Genomic DNA, 22,291 nt, shown 5'->3' on the forward strand with positions numbered 1-22,291 from the left:
GACGGATTTCAGGCGGCAACGAGGACTTCAGCAAAAGGGTTGTTGAGATCCAGCAGCCGGTCGATTTCGTTGGCGGGCACAGCCTTCGAGAACAGGAAGCCCTGGAGCTCATGGCAGCCGATTGCCTGCAGGAAGCGATGCTGCTCGGCCGTCTCGACGCCTTCAGCACAGACGCGCAGGCCAAGTGCGCGGCCGAGATGCGCCATGGAGTGAACCAGAATCGCGGATTCGCCGGTCGCTTCCATGTATTCGAGGAAGGAGCGGTCGATCTTGATCTTGTCGAAGGCGAAGCGCCGCAGATAGATCAAGCTCGAATAGCCGGTGCCGAAATCGTCGAGCGCCAGGCCGACGCCATGAGCGCGGATATCCATCATCGCGGTCTCGGCCGCATCGGCATCCTCGATCAGCACGCCTTCGGTGAGCTCGAGCTCCAGCTGTGCCGGATCGAAATCGGTCTCCTCGATGATGCGGATGACGTTGGCGACGAAGTCCTTGTGGCGGAACTGGATCGGCGAGACGTTGACGGCGAGCCGGACGCCCGACCAGCGCCTGGCTTCCGTGCAGGCGCGCCGCAGCACCCATTCGCTCAGCGGCACGATCAGGCCACGTTCCTCGGCGATGGCGATGAAGTCCGATGGCGGGATCATGCCATGCACCGGGTGCKGCCAGCGCACCAGCGCCTCGACCCCGACGATGGTGGAGCCGTCGACCGAGACCTGCGGCTGGTAGTGCAGCGTCAGCTCGTCATTCTCGATGGCGCGGCGCAGATCATCCTCGACCATCCGCTTGAGCTGCAGCGACCGGTTCATCTGCGTTTCGAAGAAAGCAAACCGATTCCGGCCGTTGTTCTTGGACTGGTAGAGCGCCGTATCTGCCAGCTTCAGCAGCATCTCGCGGTCCTTGCCGTCGCGCGGGCCCATCGCGATGCCGATCGAGCAGCCGATCGTGACCTCGATGCCCATGACGAGGAAGGGCTCGGTAAGGCGCGCAAGGATGCGTTCCGCCAGCGCGGTGCAGCGGGCGGGCGTGGCCTGCGTCTGAATGATGCCGAACTCGTCACCCCCGATGCGCGCGACCGTGCCTTCGGCCGGTGTGGCGCTTGCGAGCCGCGTGGCGACCTGCCGGATCAGCTCGTCGCCCGCAGTATGGCCATAGGTGTCGTTGACCGCCTTGAAGCGATCGAGGTCGATCAGCATCACCGCAAGGCTTTGGCCGTCCTGCTGCATATCGGCGAGGGTCTGGTCGAGAGTCAGGTCGAAGCTGCGCCGGTTCGGCAGGAGCGAGAGCTCGTCCTGGCCGGCGAGACGCTGGATCTGGCGCTCGCGCAGTTCGATCTGCCCGGCGGCTGCGCGCAGGCGCTGAACGACGAAAATGAAGATCGCCGAAAACAGCAATGCCACTGCGATCAGGGCCCAGAGGAACCGGTGCAGCATGACGTCGCCGGGGCGAGCCGGTGTCCAGCTCAGCCAGCCGGAGACCGCCCCGTCGGGAGCCCGCAATGCCAACCCGTTAAGCGCGTCGCTAGGCTGCGCGGCGACCAGGCGGATGTCGGCAATGCGATAGCGGTTGGAGAGCTCAGCCAGCAGGCCTGTCGATATGTGCCGGTAGGCAAGCAGGAAGAGCGCTTCCGGCGTGCTCGCGGCGTTGAACGGCATGACGCGTGAAAGGTCGACGACCGTCAGCATCAGGGTTTCGTCCCCGTCCCGGACAATCGTCGAACGCGTGGCTCCGAACTGTGGAAGGATCTCCTCGCCGACGGCGGCGGAAACCRGAGATTTTTTCGCACCGTGCAGCAACATCTCGAGATGGCGCAGCCCTTCCGCACCCGCCCGGCCCAGCTGCGTGTCCGTCTCGATGCCGGCCAGCACGATGCCGCGCGCGGACGCGATATAGGCCCCGTCGAAATCGGCGAACTGACCGCGCAGGCGTTTGAAGGCCGCCTGAAGCGCGGGCTTGGGATCATCCCCCTCCAAGGCATCCGGCAGCTCGCCGGTCGCGGTCAGGCCCTGCAGGCGCAGTTCATTGGCCTTGATCTGGGCGTTGAAGGCGGCCTCGATCCGTTCCGCCTGGCGTTGCACTTCGAGACGATTGGCCTCGCGGGTGATCGCGATGACGACGCCGATGCCGGCTGCCATCAGGAGCAGGAACGCGCAGCCGAGAGTCACCACCGTGCTCGCGAACATACGAGCGGAGGCCCCCGCATTCGTCATCTTCGCGGCAAACGGTTGCAGCATTCGTTATCCAAGGCAGGTCGTTGGCGCGATCTAAAGCCGAAATTATTGATATCCCGTTGCAGTTCGATAGCATCAGGATTCGGAGGGGAGGTAAGGCGGGCGCGGGATCGCCATGTGGGCCGCCCGCAAGGCGGCGGACCAGCGCTCGCGCAGGTCGTGGAAATAGGGCTCCCCAGCCTCGATCCGCCGGTTGAGTTCGAGATCGTCGGCATCGCGCCGCATGACGAGCAGGTCGATCGGCAAGCCGACGCCGAGATTGGAACGCATCGTCGAATCCATCGAGATCAATCCGACCTTGAGGGCATCGTAGAGATGCGTCTTGAAGGTCACGGCACGGTCCAGAATCGGCTTGCCGTATTTGTGCTCGCCGATCTGGAGGAAGGGCGCGTCCACACCGCATTCGATGAAGTTGCCGGCGCCATAAATCATGAAGAGCCGCATAGGCTGCCCCTTGATCTGGCCACCGAACAACATTGAGATGTCGAACTTGACCCGCGCTTCCTCCAGGGCGGTGCCGTCGATCTCGCGGATATGGCGAATGCAGCGCCCAACGAGCTGCGCGGCCCGGAACATCGAGCTCACATTCTGCAGGGTGTCGACCTCGCCGGTTTCCGGATTGGGCAGGCCTTCGTGCAGGAAGCTCACGACCGACTGGGTGATCGAGAGGTTGCCGGCGGTCATCAGACCGAAGTTCCGGTCGCCCGGCCACGAGAACACGTGGAGCTTGCGGAAGGTCGAGATGTCGTCGAGCCCCGCATTGGTGCGGGTATCGGCGATCATGACGAGGCCATCCTGCACGAGGATTCCGGCGCAGTAGGTCACGGGGCTTGTCCTTGCATCTGCGGCACTCCCGGGGAGGCGCGATCACTGGTTGGCGAAACGGCCCTCGGCCTCGCGGGCGCTGACGAGCACGTTGAGGTTTTCGCCCTCGCCGCCCTGACGCGAGCCGCGGACCGGCGCAGCATCGGCGAAGTCGAGCCCCACTGCCACGCGAACATGCGTATCGATCGGGCACAGGCCGTTGGCGCAGTCGAACCCGATCCAGCCATAGTCGTCCAGATGAACCTCCGCCCAGGCATGGGCGCCATTGCCGTGTGGCAGGCCGTCTGAGTGCGCGACATAGCCCGAGACGTAGCGGGCGGGCATGCCGAGATGCCGGGCGCAGGCCATGAAGACATGGGCAATATCCTGCGCGATCGCCTCCTGCTCGGCAAAGGCCGCGATCGCGCCGACGCCGCTGCGGCCGCTGGCATCGATGCAATTCATCCTGTCGCCGACGGCAGCCATGAGAGCATGCATCTGCGACAGCGGCGTGGCGGCGCCCGCCGTCACCTCGTCCGCAAAGCTGCGGAGCGCTTCGTCCTGTCCGGTCAGCAAGGTCTCGCGTCGATAGACATCGCAGGGAACCCGTTCGAGGCCGCCGCGAACCACACCGGCGAGATCGATCGTCTCGATCAACCCGTCAATGCGAATGCCGAGCGAAGAGATCGGGCCTTCGGCGTAGAAGCTATGGACGATGTTGCCGTGCGCATCCTGCGTCGCGCGCAAACGGCCGTCGACGCTCGGCTCGATGCGCCAGGACATCACATGCTGGCCGTCATGGTCGCGCGGCGTCAGGCGCAGGATCTGCGTGATGTGGCGCGCCGGCTCGGCGTAGTCGTAGCTGATCGTGTGGGAAATCCTGATCCGCATGATCCAATCCGAGCGGGTTACCGCAGCCGCGTTTTTGCGGCGAGCCTGAACGCGAGCAAGCCTTTCATTGCAGATACTGCTCGAAAATGGTGTTGCCGAGGCGATTGTTCTCCGTGATGAACTCCTCGATGAACTCGTGCAGCCCATGATCGAAGACATCGTCGATCCGGGTGTTGCTGAGGCCCGCCAGCGTCTTGCGCGCCTGGCGCTGGGCCGCGCCCTGCCGGCCATAGGCGTCGCCGAGATGGTCGAGGAAGCGCGAGATGTTCTCGTAGCAGGCGGCGAGCGAGCGGGGCATGCGGCGGTTCAGGATAAGCAGATCGGCGATCAGGATCGGCTTCACCGCCTCGCGATAGACCCAGTGATAAGCAGTCAGCGCGGAAACCTCGCGCAGCACTGTCGTCCACTGGAAGTAGTCGAGCGAGCCGCCGACCTGTTCGTTGGCCGGCAGCAGCATATGGTACTTCACGTCGAGGATACGAGCGGTGTTGTCGGCGCGCTCGATATAGACGCCCAGCCGCGAGAACCAGTAGCTGTCGTCGCGCAGCATGGTGCGGTAGGCCGAGCCATCGAAGACCAGCGAGACGTTCTTCACCCAGTCGAGAAAGCGGGCGAATTCCTCGCGATCCATGCGCTTCTTCTCGAAGCGCTGCAGTTCCAGCCAGGCGCCGTTCAGCGCATCCCACATCTCCGAGGTCAGCGCCGTGCGCACCGCTCGCGCATTGGAGCGCGCCTGGGCGAGGCAGTTGCGGATCGAGGAGGGGTTGTCGGGATTGAAGGTCAGGAAATCGCAGACATTGCGCTCGTTCGCTTCGCCATAGGCCCGGGCGAAGGTGTCCTCGCAGCCGGCGGTCAAGACCGCGCTCTGCCATTCCGTGCCGGCGCCGCCATAGGTCGAGGGCAGGTTGGTGAGGCGGGTGGTCGCGTCGAGGATGCGGGCGAGATATTCGGCCCGCTCGACATAGCGGGAAACCCAGTAGAGGCTGTCGGCAGTACGCGAAAGCATGATCAGCGAGAGCCTTTCCGCAGCAGGGCAGTCGGTTGCGGGGACATGATGGCGTGGCGTGAGGCTGCGTCCGTCATGCGTCGAGCACCCAGGTGTCCTTGGTGCCGCCGCCCTGGCTCGAATTGACGACGAGCGAGCCTTCCTTGAGTGCGACGCGGGTCAGCCCGCCGGGCACGCAGGAGATGCCGTTGGCGCCGGAAAGCACATAGGGACGCAGGTCGACATGGCGCGGCGCCACGCCCGAGGCAACGAAGGTCGGGCAGGTCGAGAGCGCCAGCGTCGGCTGCGCGATGAAGCCCTCGGGCTGGGCCTTGAGCTTGCGCCGGAATGTCTCGATCTGCGCCTTGTTGGCGTGCGGGCCGACGAGCATCCCGTAACCGCCGGAGCCGTTGACCTCCTTGACGACGAGCTTCTCGAGATTGTCGAGGACGTAGGCGTTGGCTTCCGGCTCGCGGCAGCGGAAGGTCGGGACGTTCTTCAGGATCGGCTCCTCGCCGGTGAAGAACTTCACGATCTCCGGCATGTAGCTGTAGACCGCCTTGTCGTCGGCGACGCCGGTACCCACCGCGTTGGCCAGCGTGACGTTGCCGGCCTTGTAGGCGCCGATGATGCCCGGCACGCCCAGAATCGAGTCGCTGCGGAAGACGAGCGGATCGATGAAATCGTCGTCGATACGCCGGTAGATCACGTCGACGCGCTTCGGCCCCTGCGTCGTGCGCATGTAGACGACGTCGTCCTTGACCAGCAGGTCCGAGCCCTCGACCAGCTCGACGCCGAGCTTGTCGGCGAGGAAGGAGTGCTCGTAGAAGGCCGAATTGTACTGGCCGGGCGTCAGGAGGCAGATCGTCGGGTCGGAGGGGGCGCTGCGCGGTGCGACCGAGCGCAGCGTCGCCAGCAACTGGTCCGGATAATTATCGACCGGCGCGACGCGATGCGTGGCGAAGAGCTCGGGGAAGAGCCTGAGCATCACCTCCCGGTTCTCCATCATGTAGGAGACGCCGGAGGGCGTGCGCGCATTGTCCTCGAGGACGTAGAAGGTATCCGCGTCGACCCGCACCACATCGATGCCTGCGACGTGGCAGTAGATGCCGTGAGGCACCTTGAAATCGACCATTTCGAGTTGGTAGCAGGCGTTCCGGTAGACCAGATCCGGCGGAATGATGCCGGCCTTCAGGCATTCCTTCGGCCCGTAGACATCGGCAAGGAACATGTTGAGCGCGGTGACACGCTGGCGCAGGCCCTTCTCCAGCTTGGTCCATTCCGGCTTGGTCAGGACGCGCGGGATGATGTCGAAGGGGATCAGCCGTTCGGTCGATTCGGCGTCGCCATAGACGGCGAAGGTAATGCCGATGCGGCGGAAGAACAGTTCGGCCTGGCTACGCCTCAAGGCGAGGGTTTCCGGCGGGGCCTCCTTCAGCCAGCGGTCGAGAGCTTCGTAGGCGGGCCGCAGCTCCGTGCCCGAGCCGGTCATTTCATCGAATGCGACCATGCTGCCCTCTTCCCCTTTTCGGCCAGCCTATGCGCATTCGCTGGCGTTCGGGAAGAGGGGGGAGAGGCCGCCAATTGGTCGGGTCTGCCTAATTCATGAGCAAGATTGCGTGAGGTGTTCGCGCAACCGAGCGGAAATACGCGAAGATGAAATCGCGCCGACGGCGGGCACTTCTGCCGCCAAGCCTCGCGGCGAGGGCGCTTCTAGGCGGTTTTAGTCGAAATGGATCGTTCCTGCAGCCAGAGCCTCAAGGCTTCGGCATTGTTCCGATGCTCGTCCTTCGCAGCGTAAAGCAAGGTCACCGGGCCTTCCTTCAGCTTCTCGTCCAGCGTGGCAACGGCCGCCTGCGCCGGCGCTGTGCCGAGTTCGGCAGCATAGGCTGCGCGAAACTCATCCCAGCGGTCGGGGTGGCCGTGGAATTCGTGCCGCAAGGTGTCGCTGGGCGCGATCTCCTTGAGCCAGAGGTCGATCCTGTCCTTGGCGATGCCGCGCGGCCACAACCGATCGACCAGGATTCGCATGCCATCGCTGGGGGCCGGCGAATCGTAGACACGTTTCACTGTCAGCTGCGACATGTGCTCTGCCTCCCGTGGAGGTGGTGTGCGGCTCAGATCAGGCCGAGGCTGCGGAAGCTCGCATGGCCGTCGCGGCCGACGATGATGTGGTCGTGGATGGCGATGCCGAGTGGCTTGGCGATATCGACGAGCTCGCGCGTCATCCGCATGTCGGCCCCCGAGGGCGTCGGGTCCCCGGACGGGTGGTTGTGCACGAGGATGATCGCCGAAGCCGAGAGTTCCAGCGCCCGGCGCATGACCTCGCGCGGATAGACCGGCGTGTGATCGACCGTGCCGGTCTGCTGCACCTCGTCGGCGATCAGTGCGTTCTTCTTGTCGAGGAAGAGGATGCGGAACTGCTCGCGTTCCGCGAAGGCCATCGCCATGCGGCAATAATCGAGCACCGAGGACCAGGAGGACAGGACGGGCCGCTTGGAGACCGCGCCCTTGGCCATGCGCTTCAGCGCGGCTTCGACGATCTTGAGATCGAGCGCCACGCCCTCGCCGACGCCCTTCACCTCGGTGAGACGCGAGGCCGGCGCGGCCAGCACCTCGGCGAAGGAGCCGAAGCGCTGGATCAGCTCCTTGGCGAGCGGCTTGATGTCGCGCTGCGGGATGGAACGAAACAGCAGCAGCTCCAGCAGCTCATAATCGGGCAGCGCGTCGGCCCCGCCTTCCTGGAAGCGGGCGCGCAGCCGCTCGCGGTGGCCGTGATAATGCGGCGCCGGCGCTTGCGGGGCAGGGGCTTCGGCAAAGACGTCAGGCGAGGGTGCCTTGCGTGGTCCCTTGCCGACGCCGGCGCTCATTTTGCGGCGAGCGGATTGTCGAGGCCGGCCGGCGAGAGCGTGAAGATCTCGCAGCCCGTCTCGGTGACGCCGATCTGATGCTCGAACTGGGCGGAGAGCGAGCGGTCGCGCGTCACCGCAGTCCAGCCATCCGAAAGCACCTTCACCCCCGGTTTGCCGAGATTGATCATCGGCTCGATGGTGAAGACCATGCCCGGCTTGAGCTCGATGCCTTCGCCGGGGCTGCCGTAATGCAGGATGTTCGGCGCGTCATGGAAGAGCTGGCCGATGCCGTGGCCGCAGAAGTCACGCACCACCGAGCAGCGCTCGGCCTCGGCATAGCGCTGGATGGCGAAGCCGATGTCGCCGGTCGTGGCGCCGGCGCGCACGGCCTTGATGCCGCGCAGCAAGCTCTCATAAGTGATCTCGATCAGCCGCTCGGCCTTCCGCGAGATCTCGCCGACGCCGTACATGCGGCTCGAATCGCCGTGCCAGCCATCGACGATCAGCGTGTAGTCGATGTTGAGGATGTCGCCTTCGCGCAGCGGCTTGTCGTCGGGAATGCCGTGGCAGACGACGTGGTTGATCGAGGTGCAGATCGACTTGGTGTAGCCGCGATAGAACAAGGTTGCCGGGTAGGCGCCGTTGTCCATGGCGAACTGGAAGGCGAGATCGTCGAGGCGCTGGGTGGTGACGCCCGGCTTGACATAAGAGCCGAGCATGTCGAGCCCCTCCGCCGTCAGGCGCCCGGCCTTGTGCATGGCCGCGAAGGCTTCGGGGCCATGAATTTTGATGGCGGGCTCGCGCGAACGCGAGCGGCCGATGGTGTCTTCGAATGTCATCGCGCGCGGAAAACTCCTCCCCCCATATCTATTGCGTTTGGTGGGAGGCGCAAGCCGGTTGAATGCGGGAGGCATGCGGGTGCGGGCATGCAGCTTCCGTGATGCCGTAAGGTTCGTGGCGCGCGAATGATTGTTGCTTCGGGATTTGCGGGATTGTAACTTTTTTGAGGCAATTCGTCGCCGCACCCTCGATTCGACCGGCTCGCTTCCCTTTGGACACATGCAAGCGTCTGTTTCCAGCCTGGCCGCCGATACTCCCGACCCGACGCTCAGCGCGCTCGATGCCTTGGTCGTCGATCTCGCAATGGCCCGCGGCCTCGACGAGGTCATGGCCGTGGTGCGCCGCAACGCGCGGGGGCTGACCGGCGCGGACGGCATCAGCTTCGTCCTGCGTGAGAACGGCCGTTGCTACTATGCCGACGAGGACGCCGTTACGCCGCTCTGGAAAGGCCAGCGTTTTCCGATGGAGGCCTGCATTTCCGGCTGGGCCATGCGGCACGGCGAGATCGTCGTCATCGAGGACATCTACGCGGACGACCGCGTTCCCCATGCCGCCTATCGTCCGACCTTCGTGCGCAGCCTGGTCATGGTGCCGGTGAGGCAGGACGACCCGGTCGCCGCGATCGGTGCCTACTGGGCCCGCCGTCATCGTCCCCAGCCCGAGGTGATCCGGGCCCTGAGGCGGATCGCCAACAGCGCGGCCGTCGCCATGACGAACATCGCGCTGGTGAATTCGCTCTCGGCCGCGCTGGAGGAAGCGGAGCGGGCGAAGGATGCCATCATCCTGGCCATGGCGTCGCTCGCGGAGACGCGCGACAACGAGACGGCCAATCATGTCCGCCGCACCCAGCATTATCTGCGAGCGCTTGCGGAGGGCGCCCGGGAGCGAGGCCTCTTCTCCGAGGAACTGGACGACGCGGCCCTGGACCTGCTGTTCAAGTCGGCTCCGCTGCACGACATCGGCAAGGTCGGCATTCCCGACAGCATCCTGCTGAAGCCCGGAAAGCTCGACGAGGAAGAGCGGGCCGTGATGCAAACCCATGCCGAGCTCGGACGTGTCGCCATCGCCAATGCCGAGCGCCATCTGGGCGGATCGAGCTCCTTTCTCCGGCTCGCCAAGGAAATCGCCTATACGCATCATGAGCGCTGGGACGGGGCCGGCTATCCGCAAGGTCTTGCCGGCCAGGCCATTCCGCTGGCGGGGCGGCTGATGGCGATTGCCGACGTCTACGACGCTCTTGTCACGGAGCGGGTCTACAAGGCGGCGATGACGCATGACGAGGCGGTCGCCGTGATCCTGAGCGAACGTGGGCGGCAGTTCGATCCCCGGCTCGTCGATGTCTTCATCGAGATCGCGCCCCTGTTCGGCGAGATCCATTCGCGTTTCGCCGACGCGCGGTGACGTCAGGCGATTGTGTATCCTGACGACTGGCGTCCCGGCGCCGCGAGGTGTATCAGGCTGGCCCGATGGCCACCATGATCGATCAATCCGCTGGCGAGGAGCGGCCTTACGGCGCCTTTGCCCCGAAAGCCTTCGTCGCACGCATCATCGCCTGGACACGCGCGACCACCAACAGCTTCCTGGGGCGCAAGCTCGCCCTTGCGCTGCGCAGCATCGCCGTGCGCGCGCTCGACGGTACCCCGGTCGACATCGAGGCGCTCGGCGCCAGGATGCGGCTCCATCCGAACGGCAATATCTGCGAGAAGCGCGTGCTGTTCACGCCGCAGAGTTTCGACGTGTCGGAGCGCGAGATGCTGACGGCGCGGCTGCGCGAAGGCTTCACCTTCATCGATGTCGGCGCGAATGTCGGCGCCTATTCCTTGTTCGTGGCGGCGCAGGCGGGGCGCGGCGCGCGCATCCTCGCGGTCGAGCCGCAGCCGGATATTTTCGCGCGGCTCGCTTTCAACATCGCGCAGAACCCGTTCGGCACGATCAAGGCGGTGGCCTGCGCTCTGGCCGACAAGCCGGGCGAGCTGACCCTGTTCATCGATCAGGCCAATCGCGGCGAGTCGAGCGTCCGTATCATCAATTCGAGCGCGGGAACCGCGCTGAAGGTGCCGGCGATGACCCTGCTCGCTCTGGTCCAGGGCGAGGGCTATGAGCGGATCGACGCGATCAAGCTCGATGTCGAGGGCGCCGAGGACATCATTCTCGAGCCTTTCCTGCGCGATGCGCCGGAGGCGCTCTGGCCGAGCTTCATCATCATCGAGGATTCGCGCCAGCGCTGGCAGAGCGACCTCGTCGGGCTGCTGACGCGCAGCGGTTACGAACTCGTTTCGCAGACGCGGCTCAATCTCGCCTTCGAGCGCAAGCGCGCCTGAACCGGCGCGTCCGTGCCGCGCAGGGGCGCGTCTGCGGAGCTGCTTGAGCACCGCGCAAATATGCCATAGACCACCGCGCGTCCCGCCGGACGCGGCGGTGGTATTCTATCTATCTGTTATCGCATCGCATTTTTCCGAAAAGTCGATTCCACTTTTCGGCCTGATGCTATAGCTCTTGTGCTGCAAGCCAGGAGCGCCGCCATGACCGCCAGTGAAGCCAGTTCCTCCGCCGCCATCGTGACGGCCGCGATCCTGGTGATCGGCGACGAGATCCTGTCGGGGCGCACGAAGGACAAGAACATCGGCTATATCGCCGAGTACCTCACCAATATCGGCATCGAGTTGCGCGAGGTCCGGGTGGTGCCGGACGTCACCGAGGAGATCGTCGCGGCGCTCAACGCCCTGCGGAACCGCTACAGCTATGTCTTCACCACCGGCGGTATCGGGCCGACCCATGACGACATCACGGCCGATTCGGTCGCGGCCGCCTTTGGCGTCGACATCGACTACGATCCGCGCGCGGTCGCGATGCTGTCGGAGCGCTTCTCGCCGGCCGAGCTCAACGAGGCGCGCATGCGGATGGCCCGCATTCCCGCCGGTGCCGAACTGATCGCCAATGCCATCTCAAAGGCGCCGGGCTTCAATATCGGGAATGTCTATGTGATGGCTGGCGTTCCGGCGATCATGCAAGCCATGCTCGATGTCGTGGCACCGACGCTGCGGACCGGGACCAAGATCCTCTCCGACACCGTCCGCGCCGGTCTCCGCGAGGGCGATATAGGCGGCCCGCTGGCGGAGATCGCTAGGGCTCATCCGGCGGTCTCGATCGGCTCCTATCCGTTTTGGTCGGACACCGGGCCGGACACGAACATCGTCGTGCGGTCGCGCGAAGCAGACAAGCTCCAGGCTGCCATGGGCGATGTGAAGGCTATGATTGCTTTCGAAAATCAAAGTAGGAAAGACGATAAATAAGTGTTTCGGCCTTTGCGGCTAGGGCACGATTCAACTCTTGTTTTCTGCTCCAAAACGATGCGGAATAGGGTAATGGCCTGTCTTCTTATTGTTTTGTAGCAGTATTTTATACGTGAATATTTCTTTATTTTATGTCTTATGGCATATTGAACTACATATACATCATTCATCAATCAGTTGACGCCATGATCCCCCAGTAGCCGAAAAGAATTCGGCTCTTGTCGCTACGTTTTCGCGTAGCGGGCGTTCGATGACGGCTTTCATGACGGCGCTGGCCCGAGACGAAGCCTGATGCGCGGGGCCGCGCCAAAAGGGGGGATATTGATGTCGCTCTTTTCCGGCCTATTCTCGAACAAGCATACCGCGGGCCAGCTTGAGGCGATCAACCGATCGCAAGCGGTCATCGAATTCGATATCGACGGGAAAATACTGGACGCAAACGCAAATTTTCTCACTACGATGGGTTACACGCTGGCCGAAATCAAAGGTCAGCACCACAGCATGTTCGTGACGCCGGAAGAAAAGATCAGCGCGAGCTACCAGCAGTTCTGGGTCGATCTTGGGCGAGGCGAATTTTCGCGTGGGCAATACCTTCGCGTCGGCAAGGGCGGCAAGGAAGTCTGGATCCAGGCGAGCTACAATCCGATCATGGGCGCCGGCGGCAAGCCGATCGGGGTGATCAAATACGCTTTCGATGTCACCGAACAGAAGAACCGCCTTGCCGATCTCGAAGGGCAGCGCGCCGCAATCGACAAGGCGCAGGCCGTGATCGAGTTCGATCTCTCCGGCAAGATCCTGCACGCGAACGAGAACTTCCTGAGCGTTCTCGGCTATGAACTTGCGGATATCGTCGGCCACCACCACAGGATGTTCGTCGATCCCGCAGAGCGCGAATCATCGACCTACCGCGCCTTCTGGGAGCGGCTGGGACGCGGCGAATACGACGCCGGGCAGTACCGGCGCATCGGCAAGGGCGGCAAGGAGATCTGGATCCAGGCGAGCTACAACCCGATCCTCGATGCGCAGGGACGGCCCTACAAGGTCGTGAAGTTCGCCAGCGACATCACCGCGACCTTCAAGGGCAAGCAGCTCGAAGCTGCCGTGAAGGAGACGAGCGAGGTCATCGCGCTCGCCAAGAACAAGGATCTGACCGGCCGCGTGCCGCTCGACGGCAAGAGCGGGGAAGTCGCTACGCTCTGCAACGGGGTCAACGATCTGCTCGATACGCTGGCGGAGGTGGTCGGCTCGGTCCGCGACATCTCAGGACGCATCGATGGCGCCTCGCTGAAGATCACTTCCGACAGCCAGCAGCTGGCGGAGCGAACGGAGGCCAATGCCGCCAGTTTGCAGCAGACGGCGGCGACGACGGAAGAGCTTGCGGCTTCGGTCAAGCACAGCGCCGGCAATTCGAAAATGGCGGTGCAGCTCGGCAATGATGCGAGCGCAGTTGCCGCGCGCGGCGGCGCCATCGTCACGCAGGCGGTGGAGGCGATGGGGCGGATCGAGAAGGCCTCGTCCGGCATCTCCGAGATCATCTCGATGATCGACGAGATCGCCTTCCAGACCAATCTGCTGGCGCTCAATGCCGCGGTCGAGGCTGCCCGGGCCGGCGAGGCAGGACGCGGCTTCGCCGTGGTTGCGACCGAGGTGCGTGCGCTGGCTGCCCGCTGCAGCGAATCCGCCAACGGCGTCAAGGCGTTGATCGCGAATTCCGCGCAACAGATTCAAGCGGGTGTCGGCCTCGTCAAGGATGCCGGCACGACATTGCACGAGATCGTGGATGCGGCCTCGAAAGTCGCCTCGACCGTCAGCGAGATCTCGCAGGCAACGACCGAGCAGGCCAACGGCATCGACGAGATGGCCCGCACGGTCGCGCATATGGACGAGATCACGCAGCAGAACTCGCTCCTTGCCGAACAGAGCGCCCGGGTTGCCCGCGACCTCCAGCTGGAAACCGAGCAATTGAGCACGATGGCGGCGTCTTTCAGGCTTGGAAGCGAGCATTCCAGGCCGGCGCTACAGCCCATCCGCGCTGCGGCACCGGCGCTGCGCGCCGTGCCGTCGGCGGTGTCCATCCCCCGTGGCCGGAGAGTGGCGTCCGGCGGCGGAGCGGATGGCTGGGCCGAATTCTGAGGCGCAATCGCCGGCTCGGCTGGGGATGTTCGGCGCGTGCCTCTTGTCAGGCGCGCGCCGATAGGCTTTTCGGACTTAAAACCGGCGCGTCCTGCGCCGCCACCAGCCCGGAGCGCGACGCCATGGCCGAACCGTCCTCGAACAAGGCTTTCCCGGTTTCCTGGGATCAGTTCCACCGCGATGCCCGCGCGCTCGCCTGGCGCCTCGCCGAAAAGGGACCCTTCGAGGCGATGGTCTGCATCACCCGCGGCGGTCTGGTGCCGGCGGCGATCATCTGCCGCGAGCTGGGCCTGCGCATGATCGAGACGGTCTGCGTCGCGAGCTATCACGATTACCGCAACCAGTCCGAACTCAGGGTGCTCAAGGACATCGCGCCGAACATCAAGGCGATCGGCGACGGCAAGGGCAAGGGCGTGCTGGTCGTCGACGACCTGACCGACACCGGCAAGACGGCCCGCGTCGTGCGCGAAATGCTGCCGAACGCGCATTTCGCCACGGTTTATGCCAAGCCGGCCGGCGTGCCGACGGTCGACACCTTCGTCACCGAGGTCAGCCAGGACACCTGGATCTACTTCCCCTGGGATATGGCTCTCACCTATGTCGAGCCGATCGCCAAGGGGCATCAGGGCTGAGAAGACGCTCGCCCGCTCAGCCGACGGAGGGTGAGCGGAAGGCGATCAGCATACCCGTCACCACCACGGCCATGCCGACGAGCTCCGTCGGCGTGGGGGTTTCCGCCAGCAGCAGGGCGCTGGCGGTAGCGGTCGCGATCGGCACGAGCGGCAGGAACAGCGTTGCCTTCGCCGCGCCGAGCGTCGCCACCGTGCGGGCGTAGAGATAGAGCGCGACCACCCCGACGAGCACGCCCTGATAGAGCGCCTGCAGCAGCAGTTCGGCGAAGGGTGCCCGCGCCATGTGAATGGGTAGCACCAGCGCGACGATCACCAGCAGCGGCACCGAGAGCAGGCACGAGGCGGCGGTGACCTCGAGCGAGCTCACGCCCCAGCGCCTGGCCAGCAACCCGAAGATCGACCACAGGCAGGCGATCAGCACGAAGAGCAGATCGCCGATCCAGGCGTCCGGCCGCGACGGCGTCACCGCCAGCGCGTCCCGTGAGAAGATGCCGATGCCGATGACGAGAATCCCGAGGCCGATCAGCCGCATCCGCCCGGCGCGCTCGCCGGTGACGAGGAAGACCAGCAGGGCGGTGAATACCGGGATCAGGCCGGGCGAGATGATCGATGAATGCAGGGCCGGCGCGAAATGGGCGCCTCCAACGAGGATCAGGCTGTAGAGCGGGCCGATCAGCAGGGCCATGACCCAGGCCCGCGGCCAGCCGAGCGAACCGACCGGGAAGGGGCGCATGTTCTTCAGCGCCCAGGGCAGCAGCACGGCTCCGGCCGAGACGAAGCGCAGGATCGTGACGTCGGCAGGGGTTAGGTCGATCAGCATGGCGTGCCGCGAGACCACGGCCTGCACCCCCCAGATCATCGAGGTCAGCAGCCCGCAGAGGATGCCGAGCCATTGCGCGCGGGTGGTCATGTCGAGGCGGCCTTGTGAGATCCGGGCGGGGCGCGGCGAGCGCAGTGCCGCCGCTATGCCGTTGGGCGCAAGGCCCGGCAATGGCGCTGAGCGCAGCCCGCCCCGGCGTGCCGCCTATGCCGCGCGGTTGCCGCCTGCCGCCGGCGGCGTCAGGACCAGCGGCAGCAGGCGCGAATCTTCGATGGCGGCCAGGCGGTGCCCGTAGCCGGCGAGGTAAGCCTCGTGGCTGGCGAAGGCGAGGAAGTTCTGCACGGAGGATTGCCTGACCAGCATGGCGCGATCCCACCGCTCGGCTTCCGGGCCGATGAAGAACGGACCGCCTTCGCCGATGAAGAGCAGAGAACCGCCGCTGGCCTCCAGATAGGGCAGGGTGTGGGCGACGTAGTGCTCGAAGGCCTGCGCGCCGCTGATCGGTTCGTCCGGCGCCAGCTGCGGCGTGGCGGAGTAGTCGGCAATTTCCCGCAATCGCAGGAGATTGAGCATCACGACGTCGCCGGCGATGTTGCGCTTGAAGAGGTCGCGGCCGGATTCCCAGCTCGGAGCGAGATAGGCCGTCACGGGCGCGGCTCCGGATCGGCCGAACCTGCAAGCAGCTTTTGCGCGTAGGCGCGGATATCGGCGGGCCAGGACCGGCTGTGGGTGGCGAAACCTTCGCCGTCGCTGGCGAAGAGGGCGCGCGAGGCTTCCTCGAAGCCCTCGCGGTTGCCCGCCATGGCGGAGATGAAGGCATAGGCGGCAGCTTGCGCGGCGCGGGCGCGGCTGCGCCCGCCATTGTTCTTGCGCGCTTCGTCGACGAGGCGCCGCAGGACCTGGGAAGCGCCGCCGGGCTGCAGAGCGAGCCAGTCCCAATGCCGCGGCAGCAGTGTGACCTCGCGCGCGACGACGCCGAGCTTGGGCCGGCCCCGCCCGCGCGGCGCTTCGGCACCGCCTGTTTCCGAAGCGGTGTTCGAGGCCTTGTCTGGTTGAGGCGCAAGCCGTGCGACGATCTCCGCATCGCTGCCGCGCAAATCGAGGTCGACGACCTTTCCGCTTGCGTCGTCGAAGACGAGGATCGCTGCTGCTGCATCGGCTGCCAGCGCCGCCTTCACGGCGAGCGCGACGTCGGGCAGCGCCCCCCCGGCGATACGGGTGGCGTCATGGAAGGCGGTGCAGTGCATGGGCAGGCTGGTGGACATCTGTTCTCCTCGACGGAGGGTTTATTATCCGGGTAGTTTTGTCCGCGCAATATGATCCGGGTAAAATTTATCCGAGTCGGCGATACCGTTCCGGCTTGCGGCTGCGGTCATCCGATGCTGCAATGCAGCACGAACCGGCTGTGCCTACGAAGCCGGACGCGCCACGGGAGGGCGGTCATGGCTGCAGAGATCGCGCAGGAAAGCCCGGTAGTTCCCGGCGTCGAGGCGCTCGCAGACGAACTGCTGAGTCGGATCGAGGAGGCGCGCCGGGATTCTCGCGACGACCCCTTTGGCAACCCGGTGCTGCGGGTCACGCTCTGGCTGACCCGGCTGATGGACCGCAGCGAACTGACCGTGGAAGGGGCAGGCGAACTGGTTCGTCAGCTCGGGCGGCAGGCTCTGCGGCAGCGGGCCGTGCGCGTCGCCCGCTATGTCGGGCTCGACAAGGATGAAGCGACTGTGTTCTCCGGGTTGGCGGAGGGAGTGGCCGGTGCGGCCGCGTCCTTCGACGATTTCCGGCAGGCCGTGGAGCGGGCGCGCTTTGCCGCCGTCTTCACCGCGCATCCGACCTTCGGCATGGCGCGCCGGCTCTGCCATGCACTCGCCGATCTCGCCTCCGGCGGCACTGCGGGGGAGGCGGTCGTCGGAGAGGCCGATCTGAGCTTCCGCCCCGATGGCCGGATCACGCTGCAGGACGAGTTCGAGCAGGCGCGCTACGCCGTGCGCCATGCGCGCGATGCCCTCGACCGGCTGAACGCCGCGTTCTTTGCTATCGCCCTCGAACGCTGGCCCGAGCGCTGGACCGAGCTTGCGCCGAAGCCGATCACGCTCGCTTCCTGGGTCGGCTGCGATACGGACGGGCGCACCGATATCGGCTGGTGGGACACGCTGCGCTACCGGCTGGAATCGAAGAGCGGGCAGTTCGCGCGCATCCTCGAAAAGCTGCCGAACGTGCCGGTGGCTGGGCCTGTCCACGCGCTGGTCGGCACGGCGTTGGCGGCAGTGGAGCGCCAGCTCGCGCTGGCGCCGCCGATCGGCACGCAGCCCTCGCTGCAGGCCTTGCAGGCCTTCGCGCTCTCACTGGTGCATGAACGCGAGACCGCGCTGCCGGAGGCCTCCGGCCTGATCGAGATGCTCGACGCAGCCCTGGCCGATGCCGCCGACGACGAGACGCGGCTCGTACTTGCACAGATCCGGGCCGGCTGCCTCGCCCATGGCGTCTCGATCGCGCTGCCGCATTTCCGGCTCAACGCCTCGCAGCTCCACAACGCGCTGCGCTCGGTCATTCCGCTGGAGGAGGAGCCAGGCCAGCCCGCCCAACGCCGCGCCTTCCTCGCTGCGGCCAACACCGAGCTCGGCAAGGTCGAACCGGTTGCCGTCGATTTCGGGGCGCTGGCGGCCGAGCGGGCCTCGGCGGCGCGGATGATGATGACGATCGCGCAGATCGTGAAGCATATCGACGGCACGAAGCCTGTGCGCTTCCTGATCGCGGAAACCGAGACCGGCTACACGCTGCTCTGTGCGCTCTGGCTCGCCAGTCGCTTCGGTATCGCCGACCGGATCGAGATCTCGCCGCTGTTCGAGACCTCGGACGCGCTGGAACAGGGGCCGCGCATCATCGACGAGGCACTCCGTAGCCCGCATTTCCGCGAATACCTCAAGCGCCACGGGCGGCTGTGTATCCAGTTCGGCTATTCCGATTCCGGGCGCTATATCGGGCAGGTCGCCTCGACCTTCTGGGTCGAGCGGCTGCGCATCCGCATCTGCGAGCTGCTCGCGCGCTACGAACTCGAGGATGTCGAGCTCGTCATCTTCGACACCCATGGCGAGTCGGTCGGGCGCGGCGCCCATCCCGACAGCCTGTCGGACCGGCTGGCCTATCTTGACCCGGCCTATGCGCGGCAGGCCTTCGCGCGCGCCGGCATCAGGACGGTACGTGAGACCAGCTTCCAGGGCAGCGATGGCTATCTCCTGTTCGGCACCTCGCAGCTCGCTGGTGCGACGGTCGGCCGGATCGCCGAAGCGGTGTTCGCGCCGACCCAGGAGGTGGACGACCCGATCTATGACGAGCCGGATTTTGCCAGCGAGTTCTTCCAGACCGTGCGCGAGGAGATGAACGTACTGGTCGACGACCCCGGCTACGCCGCCCTGATCGGCACCTTCGGCCCCTCGCTGCTCGACAAGACCGGCTCGCGCCCGGCCGCGCGCCAGTCGGAAGGGACGGGGCCGACACGCATCCGGCATCCGCGCGAGCTGCGCGCCATCCCCAACAACGCCATCCTCCAGCAGCTCGGCTGGATGGCGAACAGCATGCACGGCGTCGGCCACGCGGCCTCGCGCTCGCCGGATCTTTTCCGCGCCATGCGCGAGCGCTCCGAGCGCTTCGATCGCGCCTATCGGCTCGCAGCCTATGCGATGGCGCATAGCGACCTCGACGTGCTGCGGGCCTATCTCGACTCGCTCGACCCCGGCAGCTGGTTCGACCGGGCACGCCGAACGGTGCGCGAAGGCCGGCGCGAGGAATTGCTGGCGGTGGCGGAAGCGCTGTCGCGGCTGGAGCTGGCGCCCGCGCTGCGCCGCCTGTTCTGGCGGCTCTCGGCCGATGCGCTGAAGCTAAAGGTGGCGGCGGAGGACACCCCGCAGATGCCGGCGCGGCTTGCGGCGCTCCATGCTCTCAGGCTCGCGGCGATGCACCGGATCTGGCTTGCCTGCGCCCATATCCCGGATTTTCGGCCGCATGCGGGGCTGACGCGCGAGGCGTTGATCGAGCGGCTGCTGCGCCTCGATGTGCCGGCCTGTCTCGCTTTCCTGGCCGAGATATTCCCCCGCGATCCCGACCCGACCATCGGCCTCGATTTCGGCGAGCCTCCGGGTCCGCGCGAAGGCGGCACCTACGAGGCCCTGCACCGCGACGTCTTCGCGCCGATCCTGGCGCTGTTCGCGCTGATCCGCGAGATTTCAGGGGCGATCCAGCACGAGATCGGGGCCTTCGGGTAATGCCGGGAGGCGGCTGCCGCGCCCCGCGCGTCATGGTCGGGCTTATCCCGACCATCCACGTCTTCTCTTCTTCGAGGGCAGTGTTCAAGACGTGGATGCTCGCCACAAGGGCGAGCATGACGGCTGTGGCACCCGCGCATTGTCTGAAGCAGCGTTGAAACCGGCGCCGATCTCACTAGTTTGACCGGCAGAGGACATGCTGACCGGGAGACGCGCCAGATATGGCCGCCACCAGCTTCGACGCCGCGGGCGCGCGGATCACGATCTTTCGCGCCCTGCTGCAGACCATCGCGCGCCACGGCAAGGGCCGCATCGCGCTGGAGGACCCCGAGCGTCAGCCGATCACCTATGGCCGGCTCGTGCTGGGCGCGCTGGTGCTCGGCCGCAGGCTTGCGGCGCTGACGGCCCAGCGCGAGCATGTCGGCGTGCTGCTGCCGAACATGCAGGGCATGGCGGTGACTCTGTTCGCACTCCTGGCCTATGGCCGCGTGCCGGCGCTGCTCAACTTCACGGCCGGCGTCCGCAACCTGCGGGCGGCGGCGGAGGTCGCGCAGCTCAAGACCATCGTCACCTCGCGCCGCTTCGTCGATCAGGGCAAGCTGGATGAGGAGGTCGCGGCGCTCGGCGAGGGGCGGCGCGTCGTCTATCTCGAGGACCTCCGCAAGCAGATCACCAGCTTCGACAAGGCGCTCGGCGCGTTGCAGAGCCTGCTGCCGGGGCTCGTCCATCGTTCCTATGAGGCCAAGCCGGACGACACGGCCGTCATCCTCTTCACCTCGGGAACCGAGGGCAAGCCGAAGGGCGTGGCGCTGAGCCATGCCAACATCGTCTCCAATGCGCGGCAGGTCTTTGCCCATGCCGCCGGCGCGATCTCCGAGCGGGACGTCTTCATGAATCCGCTGCCGRCCTTCCACTCTTTCGGGCTGACCGCCGGGATGATGGTGCCGCTGCTGCACGGCATGAAGGTTGTGCTCTATCCGAGCCCGCTGCACTACAAGCAGGTGCCGAAGCTGATCGGCGACATGAAGGCGACCTTCCTGCTGGCGACCGATACGTTTTTGCAGGGATACGCTCGCGCTGCGGAAAAGAACGATCTCGGCAGCGTGCGCTACGTCGTCGCCGGGGCGGAGCGGGTCAAGGCCGAGACGAAGCGGATGTGGGAGCCCTACGGCACCACCATCCTCGAAGGCTATGGCTGTACCGAGTGCTCGCCGGTGCTCGCGGTCAACACGCCGGCGGCGATCCGGGAGGGCACTGTCGGCAAGCTCCTGCCCGGCATCGAGGCGAAGCTGGAGCCCGTCGAGGGCATCCATGAGGGCGGCCGGCTTACCGTGCGCGGGCCGAACGTCATGGCCGGTTATCTCGACCCGGAGCAGCCGGGTCGCGTCATCCCGCCGGAGGGCGGCTGGCACGACACCGGTGACATCGTCGTGATCGAGGACGGCTTCGTCGCGATCCGTGGCCGGGCCAAGCGCTTTGCGAAGCTCGGCGGCGAAATGGTTTCGCTCGCAGCGGTCGAGACCATGATCGCCAAGCTCTGGCCGGACCAGAACCATGTCGTGGTCGGCCTGCCCGATCCGCGCAAAGGCGAGCAGCTCATCCTCGTCACCGAGAAGCCCGACGCAGACCGTGCGGCGCTGCAGGAGGCGGCCAAGGCGCAAGGCTTCCCGGAGCTGTGGGTGCCGCGCGCCATCCTGGTGACGCCATCGATCCCCGTGCTCGGCAATGGCAAAATCGACTATGGCGCAACCCGGGAGCTCGCCGCCTCGCGGCGCGCGCTGCTGTAAAGCCATAATTGTAATGTTGTTTCACCGCATGATGATTCCGGCCTCGATTCTCGTTACGCTGCGCGTCGCCGCGCTTGCGCCTGCCCTCTCGCTTGCGAGCCCAGGCGATCTGGCGGCCCAGAGCCCCGGAAACACCTATGTCCGGCGCGACGAATGCATCGCAGGCGGCCTGCTCAGCGCAGAGCAATGCGAGTTCGCCTATCGCAACGCACGCGCCGAATTCGAGCAACGGGCGCCACGTTACGCCACGCGCACGGCCTGCGAGCGTGCCCACAAGCGCTGCGGGGCGCAGGTCGTCTCGGCCGGCGGCTGGGAATCCTTCGGCAAGGGTGGCGCGACCTATGTGCCGCGTTTCGTCGGCGTCAGGGTGACGGGCGAGGGCGCAGCGAGGCGGGCCCTGCCCATGGTCGAAGGCAGCGCCAAGGTCGCCTTCGTCGGCCGCCCGGTGACGGAACTGCAGGACAAGGTTGGGGGCCGGCAGGGCGTGATCGGGCTTGCCAGCAGCGTCGGGCGCGGCGCACACCGCCATTCCGAACAGGCCTCCGGCACCTATGTGAAACGCGGCGACCGCGACGACACGGTGCGCGTTCCGATGGAGGAGAAGAGCATCGGTTCGAACGTGCCGCCGGGGCTCTATGTCGATCCAGACGGGGTCGAATGGTACAAGCCGGCGCGCCCGCACTGAGGGAACGCTGCGATCGCCCTGTGCGAAGGCGGGCCGGAGGCTTGCGCGCACCGTGCCCGCCCGCTATCGCTGTGAC

19 protein-coding genes are annotated in these 22,291 nt (G+C 65.9%); 8 read left to right on the forward strand and 11 right to left on the reverse strand.

Annotation, left to right across the window (positions count from 1 at the left end; translation table 11 throughout):
* Positions 1-8: 8 nt before the first annotated feature.
* From AB4Z10_RS17600 to map, 8 genes are all read right to left on the reverse strand, one after another.
* On the reverse strand, positions 9-2,234 hold the full coding sequence (locus tag AB4Z10_RS17600) for a putative bifunctional diguanylate cyclase/phosphodiesterase (RefSeq protein ID WP_441471678.1): 2,226 nt from the start codon (positions 2,232-2,234) through the stop codon (positions 9-11).
* Between the two features lie 72 nt (positions 2,235-2,306).
* Positions 2,307-3,056 (reverse strand): proteasome-type protease, encoded by a 750-nt coding sequence (locus AB4Z10_RS17605; protein WP_441471679.1) that lies wholly within the window; start codon positions 3,054-3,056, stop codon positions 2,307-2,309.
* A gap of 42 nt (positions 3,057-3,098) precedes the next feature.
* Positions 3,099-3,926, reverse strand: a complete 828-nt coding sequence (locus tag AB4Z10_RS17610; protein WP_441471680.1) for a transglutaminase family protein — start codon at positions 3,924-3,926, stop codon at positions 3,099-3,101.
* Between the two features lie 64 nt (positions 3,927-3,990).
* Positions 3,991-4,932, reverse strand: coding sequence for an alpha-E domain-containing protein (locus AB4Z10_RS17615; protein WP_441471681.1), 942 nt, complete (start codon positions 4,930-4,932; stop codon positions 3,991-3,993).
* A gap of 73 nt (positions 4,933-5,005) precedes the next feature.
* A complete protein-coding gene (locus AB4Z10_RS17620; RefSeq protein ID WP_441471682.1) occupies positions 5,006-6,421 on the reverse strand; it encodes a circularly permuted type 2 ATP-grasp protein in 1,416 nt (471 codons plus the stop codon).
* Between the two features lie 203 nt (positions 6,422-6,624).
* Positions 6,625-6,996, reverse strand: coding sequence for a DUF488 domain-containing protein (locus AB4Z10_RS17625; protein ID WP_441471683.1), 372 nt, complete (start codon positions 6,994-6,996; stop codon positions 6,625-6,627).
* A gap of 32 nt (positions 6,997-7,028) precedes the next feature.
* Complete coding sequence (radC, locus tag AB4Z10_RS17630; protein ID WP_441471684.1) at positions 7,029-7,781, reverse strand: RadC family protein; 753 nt, start codon at positions 7,779-7,781, stop codon at positions 7,029-7,031.
* Complete coding sequence (gene map / locus AB4Z10_RS17635) at positions 7,778-8,602, reverse strand: type I methionyl aminopeptidase (protein WP_441471685.1); 825 nt, start codon at positions 8,600-8,602, stop codon at positions 7,778-7,780. Before map ends, radC begins: the two co-directional genes overlap by 4 nt.
* A 220-nt stretch (positions 8,603-8,822) precedes the next feature.
* Here map and AB4Z10_RS17640 point away from each other — a divergent pair, with 220 nt between their 5' ends.
* From AB4Z10_RS17640 to gpt, 5 genes are all read left to right on the forward strand, one after another.
* Complete coding sequence (locus tag AB4Z10_RS17640; protein ID WP_441471686.1) at positions 8,823-10,004, forward strand: HD-GYP domain-containing protein; 1,182 nt, start codon at positions 8,823-8,825, stop codon at positions 10,002-10,004.
* 65 nt (positions 10,005-10,069) lie between these two features.
* Positions 10,070-10,924, forward strand: coding sequence for an FkbM family methyltransferase (locus AB4Z10_RS17645; RefSeq protein ID WP_441471687.1), 855 nt, complete (start codon positions 10,070-10,072; stop codon positions 10,922-10,924).
* A 201-nt stretch (positions 10,925-11,125) separates the two neighbouring features.
* Positions 11,126-11,896, forward strand: coding sequence for a competence/damage-inducible protein A (locus AB4Z10_RS17650; RefSeq protein ID WP_441471688.1), 771 nt, complete (start codon positions 11,126-11,128; stop codon positions 11,894-11,896).
* A 324-nt stretch (positions 11,897-12,220) separates the two neighbouring features.
* Positions 12,221-14,029 carry a methyl-accepting chemotaxis protein gene (locus tag AB4Z10_RS17655; RefSeq protein ID WP_441471689.1) on the forward strand — a complete coding sequence of 603 codons (1,809 nt, stop codon included), beginning with the start codon at positions 12,221-12,223 and terminating at the stop codon, positions 14,027-14,029.
* 122 nt (positions 14,030-14,151) lie between these two features.
* A complete protein-coding gene (gene gpt, locus AB4Z10_RS17660) occupies positions 14,152-14,661 on the forward strand; it encodes a xanthine phosphoribosyltransferase (RefSeq protein ID WP_441471690.1) in 510 nt (169 codons plus the stop codon).
* A gap of 16 nt (positions 14,662-14,677) precedes the next feature.
* Here the strand turns inward: gpt and AB4Z10_RS17665 are convergent, their stop codons facing one another.
* The 3 genes from AB4Z10_RS17665 to AB4Z10_RS17675 all read right to left on the reverse strand — a co-directional run bounded on the left by AB4Z10_RS17665 (position 14,678) and on the right by AB4Z10_RS17675 (position 16,746).
* Complete coding sequence (locus AB4Z10_RS17665; protein ID WP_441471691.1) at positions 14,678-15,571, reverse strand: DMT family transporter; 894 nt, start codon at positions 15,569-15,571, stop codon at positions 14,678-14,680.
* 114 nt (positions 15,572-15,685) lie between these two features.
* Entirely contained in the window at positions 15,686-16,129 is a 444-nt protein-coding gene (locus AB4Z10_RS17670; protein WP_441471692.1) for a DUF1330 domain-containing protein, read from the reverse strand.
* Entirely contained in the window at positions 16,126-16,746 is a 621-nt protein-coding gene (locus AB4Z10_RS17675) for a DUF2239 family protein (protein ID WP_441471693.1), read from the reverse strand. The genes AB4Z10_RS17670 and AB4Z10_RS17675 overlap by 4 nt, the downstream gene beginning before the upstream one ends.
* A 177-nt stretch (positions 16,747-16,923) precedes the next feature.
* Between AB4Z10_RS17675 and AB4Z10_RS17680 the strand changes: the two genes are divergently transcribed.
* From AB4Z10_RS17680 to AB4Z10_RS17690, 3 genes are all read left to right on the forward strand, one after another.
* Positions 16,924-19,743 (forward strand): phosphoenolpyruvate carboxylase, encoded by a 2,820-nt coding sequence (locus AB4Z10_RS17680; protein WP_441471694.1) that lies wholly within the window; start codon positions 16,924-16,926, stop codon positions 19,741-19,743.
* A 221-nt stretch (positions 19,744-19,964) separates the two neighbouring features.
* Complete coding sequence (locus AB4Z10_RS17685; RefSeq protein WP_441471695.1) at positions 19,965-21,530, forward strand: AMP-binding protein; 1,566 nt, start codon at positions 19,965-19,967, stop codon at positions 21,528-21,530.
* A gap of 28 nt (positions 21,531-21,558) precedes the next feature.
* Positions 21,559-22,215 (forward strand): DUF1190 domain-containing protein, encoded by a 657-nt coding sequence (locus AB4Z10_RS17690; protein WP_441471696.1) that lies wholly within the window; start codon positions 21,559-21,561, stop codon positions 22,213-22,215.
* The last annotated feature ends 76 nt before the right edge of the window (positions 22,216-22,291 follow it).

Source organism: Allobosea sp. RAF48 (assembly GCF_052114025.1).
In the GTDB taxonomy this organism is placed as follows: domain Bacteria; phylum Pseudomonadota; class Alphaproteobacteria; order Rhizobiales; family Beijerinckiaceae; genus Allobosea.